We start from the raw sequence: 4,571 nt of genomic DNA on the forward strand, positions 1-4,571 counted from the left end.
ATCTGCTTGAACTCGGCCATGCTGCCCACCACCCGGAACAGCACCACGTTTTTGACCGTCGGCGCGTCCACTCCGGTCGAGAGCAGCCGCGAGCTGGTCAGGATCACGGGCGAGGTGGTCTCCACGTCCTGAAAGGCGCTCAGGTGCCCCTTGCCGATCTCACCCTCGGCGGCCACCACCCGCGCCACGTAGTCCGGGTACTGCCGCATCTGGTCGGGCAGCAAGCGGGCAATCGCCGAGCGCATCTGAAGGGCGTGTTCCTGGTCATGACAGAAAATGATGGTCTTCGCCATCAGATCCGTCTGCTGGAGATAGTTCACCAGATGCTTGGCCACCGCCTCGGTGCGCGGCAGCAGCGACAGGGTGGACTCGAAATCCTTGGTGCCGTATTCGCCGTCGGGGATCTCGCGCCCGTAAGCGTCCCGCTGACCCGGCGTAGGTCGCCAGCCCACCGCGTCCACGTCGGTGATGACCCGGCGCACCTGGTAGGGCGCCAGAAAGCCATCCTGAATGCCCTGGGCCAGGCTGTACTCGTAGATCGGCTGGCCGTAGTAGGCGTAGGTGTCGCGGGTGTCCATCCGCAGCGGCGTGGCGGTCATGCCGAGCTGGGTGGCCGGAGCGAAATACTCCAGGATGTCGCGCCAGGCGCTTTCCTCGTTGGCCGAGCCCCGGTGCGCCTCGTCCACGATGATTAAATCGAAGAAGTCCGGGGGGTACTGCCGGTAGAGGCCGGGCCGCGCCTCATCCTCGGCCAGCGCCTGGTAGGTGGCAAAGTACATCTCCCGGCTGGTGTTGACCACCCCGCCCTCGATCTTGAAGCGGGCGTCCCCGAACGGCGCGAAGCCCTTGTCTTTGGGATCGTCCACCAGAATGCTGCGGTCGGCCAGAAACAGCATCCGGGGGCGGCGCAGCGCTTCGCCGAGGTTCCAGCGGCCCTGCCACAGTTTCCAGGCGATCTGGAAGGCGATCTCGGTCTTGCCGGTGCCGGTGGCCAGGGTCAACAGCACCCGCCTTTGGCCCCGCAAAATCGCCTCGGCGGCCCGCTGGATGGCGATGGTCTGGTAGTAGCGCGGCACCCGGTCGCCCAGGTAGTAGGGCAGCAGCAGGCGGTCCTCAGCTTCGGGGGGCAGGCCCCGGTGAGCGCGCAGGCGGTTGACCAGTTCGGTCTGACTGGGAAAGGCGGTGAGGTCGCGCTCCTGGCCGGTCAGGCGGTCATGCTCGACGATGCCGTGCCCGTTGGTGCTGTAGGCGAACGGCAGATCGAGGACCACCGCGTAGTCGATGGCCTGCTGCAAGCCCTGCCCCGGACTCAGGTAGGCCGATTTGGCTTCCACCACGGCGATGGGAAAATCCCGCTTGCTGTAGAGCAGGTAATCGACCCGCTTCTGTTTGCCGCGCCGGGCGTTGCGCCCCTGGACCAGAATGCGGCCATCGGTGAAGGTCTTCTGTTCGCGGATCAGTTCATCGGTCCACCCGGCACGGTACAGGCTGGGCACTACGTACTGGCGGCAGGTATCGGCTTCGGTGATCAACGTGGCCCTCCGGCGCAAGTCTATGCGCAGGAGCCTGACCGAAGCCGCACATTTGCGTGGTGTGAGCAACGATGAAGGTTGGGCCAGTCCAGCAATATACCTGGACTGGCCCGGTTGACCTCGTGAGCTGTTCTCGAATCAGGCGACGTCTGGACGGGTGACAGCCGACTCGATGAGGTTCACCAATTCGTTGACTTTGACCAGCGTCTGCGTTTGAACATCCTCCATGCGTTCAAGCCGCCGTTCAAACGTCCGCACCGACTCTGGTGGTACGGCGTCCAGATAGGTGCCCAGCACCATCTGCACCGCCACCTTGAAGTTGCGGGCCTGTCCAGTCGCCATCAGCTCGTGCGCTTGCCGAACGCGCTCGACGGCCTGGTCATTCAAGAGGCGCGTCTTGCCTTCGCCGATTTCCGCGAAGTACACGCTCAGGCGCTTGGACATGAGGCTAGGGTCAATCGTCAATTCCTGGGCAAGTTCAGAGGCAAGCATAAGCATATCTTACACCCATTTCGACACAAATTTCTGACGTTGCGAGACTCACGAGCCGATTCATTTGGTCTCCGTGACATCCTCGACGAGTTCACGCTCTGGTAAACTGGGAAGCAGCAGTCCTACAAAACCCTAATCTGATCCTATAAGTAGAAGCACCCGGCCTACCCACTCGATCTCCACCTGCACGCACAGCATCAGCGTTTCCCACCCCTCTGCCAGACCAAGCCGTCAAAGGAGCCCGATGAGCACCCTCCACCCCAGTCAAGCCAAGGCGGAACTTCGGCAGCTCCTCACCACCGATCTGGTGCTGACCACCGCGCAGCTCGAACGCTGGGGCCTGCTCAGGGCGGCGACGTGGCTGGAACTCCCGACCGTGACCATGACCTGCCGCACCCGCGTCACCCAGTCCAAGAGCGACACCGACCTGACCTTCGTGGCGCTGGAGGCCGAGCACCTCGACCAGGCTCCCCGCGAGCTGATGCACCTGTGCGGGCTGGCCGAGGCGCGGCGTGGCCGGGTGCTCGCGGCGGGCGAGGAATGGCGCCACGTCAGACTGGCTGGACGGAGCAAAGGGCACCAGCCAGACGCCGAGGTGGTGCAGTTGCTGGACGGCACCCGCCGCTCAGACTGTGCGGTGGAGTTCGATGCCGGGTACTCGACAAAGCGCATCAGCCAGAAACTGGAGGCCGCGACCAACGCCGGGTATAGCCGCATCCTCTGGGCCACCAGCATCCACCGCCGCGCCGAGACGGTCATGGACCAGGCGACCCGGCTCCACCGACAGGGTCGCCTGGTTGACCTCCGGCTGGTCGAGACCCAGTTCGTGGATTTCTGGTCGCCTCACGACCTCTACACCAACCGACCCCGCTGCTATAAACCTATGCGGCTCACTCAGGCGTTTTCGGCAGCGGCAAAATGATCAGTTTGAAGAGGACCAAAGGGGCACGGACCTTTCCCCCAAACTCACGGTGAGTTTTATCGATCATGCGCTGTCTTTTGGTCTCTTCCTCGCGGATGTAGGCCCGCAGGTTCTTCTCGTCGGGCACGGCGATCAGGAGCGGCGAGTGCCAGATGCCGATGTCCCGGCGGTGCTTGGCATACAGGGCCTTGAGCCGGGCGAGCTTGATACCGCCGTTGGCGATGGACGCGTACAGGAAGGGGTAGCCCTGGACCGCCTCGTGGGATCTGAGGATGTTGTAGTGGACTTCGAGCCGGTTGCCCCAGTCGGCCTCGATGACCCGCAACTCCTGCGGCGGCACCTTGAAAACCGAGCGCACGATCTGGTCGGTGTAGGGCCGCCCGGAGGCTCTCCCCCGCGTCACGCCGCCGCTCCGTTTGCATTCATGGTTTTGCAGGACGTAGCCCTGCTCCCGGAGCACCGCCAGGGCGTCGTTCTGAAAAGCCCGGTCGGCCACCGAACCCGGCCCGGCCAGATAGGGAACATAGCGGATGCCGAGCTGAGTCTTGTACTCCAGCAGTGTGGCCCGGCCCTTGGCGCTGAGCGCCAGCACCGGGCCGTAGAGCGTCTGGTATTCCTTGATCCAGCCGTTGGTCAGCAGCACCTGCCAGTTGGGCACCGGGCCGTGTTCCGTGACCACTCGCCGTTTCGTGAGCGCCCCGGCCTGCCCCACCGTCACCATCACCCGGTCCTGCACCTGCTTGATCGTGGTCATACCTCACGGTATCGGGGGCACCCCAGTGGCGTCAGGAAATCGGTGGCGAAATACAAAAGCCACCTGAGTTCAGCAGCGCGTGAGGTGAACAGACCTCCCCCTGCGAACCATCACCCAGCAGGGTCAGCCGGGTCCGAATTCGGCAGGCCGCGCCGATGTTCACCTCACAGGATGAGTTGGCTGGGAAGTTCGTCGAAAGCTGAGGTAAGGCATTAGAGGGCGGTCCCCCTGACCCCACCGCCGAGCCAGGAGAACCGCCTGATGAACGTTATTGGAGTTTGTCTCGCGTCACCTCGAACGTTTCGATACCCCGCCCGAAATCAACCAGCAGCTTGAACGTGTTGGCCCCAGCAATGGCTGACTTCTGACCGATGGTGAACGAGCCTTCCGGCAGGTTAACCCCATACACACCAGAACTGAAAAACTTGTAATTGTTGCTGCGGTCCATGACGGGCACCCGCACCGTTTCCTGACCTGCCGCGTTGTAGAACGCCAACACAATCAACAGTTTGTCTGAAAATGTCTTGTAGCTGGCAGCGAGATCGACCCCTTGCGGCGGTACGTTATCTGGCACCGCATCCCCAGCGAGGGCGATCTTGCGGCAGACCTCGGCGACATCACGGGCATTGTTCTGGAAGACAATGCTGCCCTCGGTGCTGGTGAACCTGATCTGGCCTGAGTTGATCGGGGCGCTCCCCGCACTGGCTGAGGTGTAGCCGGAGCGGCAGACAGCAGACCGGGCCGCCGCATCGAGGAAGAATTGACCGTACACCCAGGTCGGATTTTTTGGCACGAAGGCGGCGGCTACCGCGCCACCCAGGCCCGGTTTTCCACTGCTGCCGGTGGCTGGCAAAATCGCGTCGACTAGGGC

Annotated in this window: 5 protein-coding genes; 1 reads left to right on the forward strand and 4 read right to left on the reverse strand. The window is 63.3% G+C overall.

Going from position 1 to position 4,571, the window contains the following annotated elements; all coding sequences use genetic code 11:
- Both hsdR and Q0R23_RS02475 read right to left on the reverse strand, forming a co-directional pair.
- On the reverse strand, positions 1 to 1,532 hold a 1,532-nt coding region (gene hsdR / locus Q0R23_RS02470), incomplete at its 3' end, for an EcoAI/FtnUII family type I restriction enzme subunit R (protein WP_293910015.1).
- Between the two features lie 138 nt (positions 1,533 to 1,670).
- Complete coding sequence (locus Q0R23_RS02475) at positions 1,671 to 2,024, reverse strand: hypothetical protein (RefSeq protein ID WP_293910017.1); 354 nt, start codon at positions 2,022 to 2,024, stop codon at positions 1,671 to 1,673.
- Between the two features lie 244 nt (positions 2,025 to 2,268).
- Here Q0R23_RS02475 and Q0R23_RS02480 point away from each other — a divergent pair, with 244 nt between their 5' ends.
- Positions 2,269 to 2,946 carry a hypothetical protein gene (locus Q0R23_RS02480; RefSeq protein WP_293910019.1) on the forward strand — a complete coding sequence of 226 codons (678 nt, stop codon included), beginning with the start codon at positions 2,269 to 2,271 and terminating at the stop codon, positions 2,944 to 2,946.
- Here Q0R23_RS02480 and Q0R23_RS02485 read toward each other — a convergent pair.
- Together Q0R23_RS02485 and Q0R23_RS02490 are read right to left on the reverse strand one after the other, a co-directional pair.
- Positions 2,915 to 3,700 (reverse strand): hypothetical protein, encoded by a 786-nt coding sequence (locus Q0R23_RS02485; protein WP_293910021.1) that lies wholly within the window; start codon positions 3,698 to 3,700, stop codon positions 2,915 to 2,917. The genes Q0R23_RS02480 and Q0R23_RS02485 overlap by 32 nt on opposite strands.
- 268 nt (positions 3,701 to 3,968) lie before the next feature.
- A partial coding sequence (locus tag Q0R23_RS02490) for a hypothetical protein (protein WP_293910023.1) occupies positions 3,969 to 4,571 on the reverse strand: 603 nt, incomplete at its 5' end.

Origin of the sequence: Deinococcus sp. (genome assembly GCF_025362455.1) — a bacterium.
In the GTDB taxonomy this organism is placed as follows: Bacteria; Deinococcota; Deinococci; order Deinococcales; family Deinococcaceae; genus Deinococcus.

Bases quoted from the DNA above. Each gene is read 5' to 3' on its own strand.
- Q0R23_RS02475 (WP_293910017.1), bottom strand. From the start codon at position 2,024: ATGCTTGCCTCTGAACTTGCCCAGGAATTGACGATTGACCCTAGCCTC.
- Q0R23_RS02480 (WP_293910019.1), top strand. From the start codon at position 2,269: ATGAGCACCCTCCACCCCAGTCAAGCCAAGGCGGAACTTCGGCAGCTC.
- Q0R23_RS02485 (WP_293910021.1), bottom strand. From the start codon at position 3,700: ATGACCACGATCAAGCAGGTGCAGGACCGGGTGATGGTGACGGTGGGG.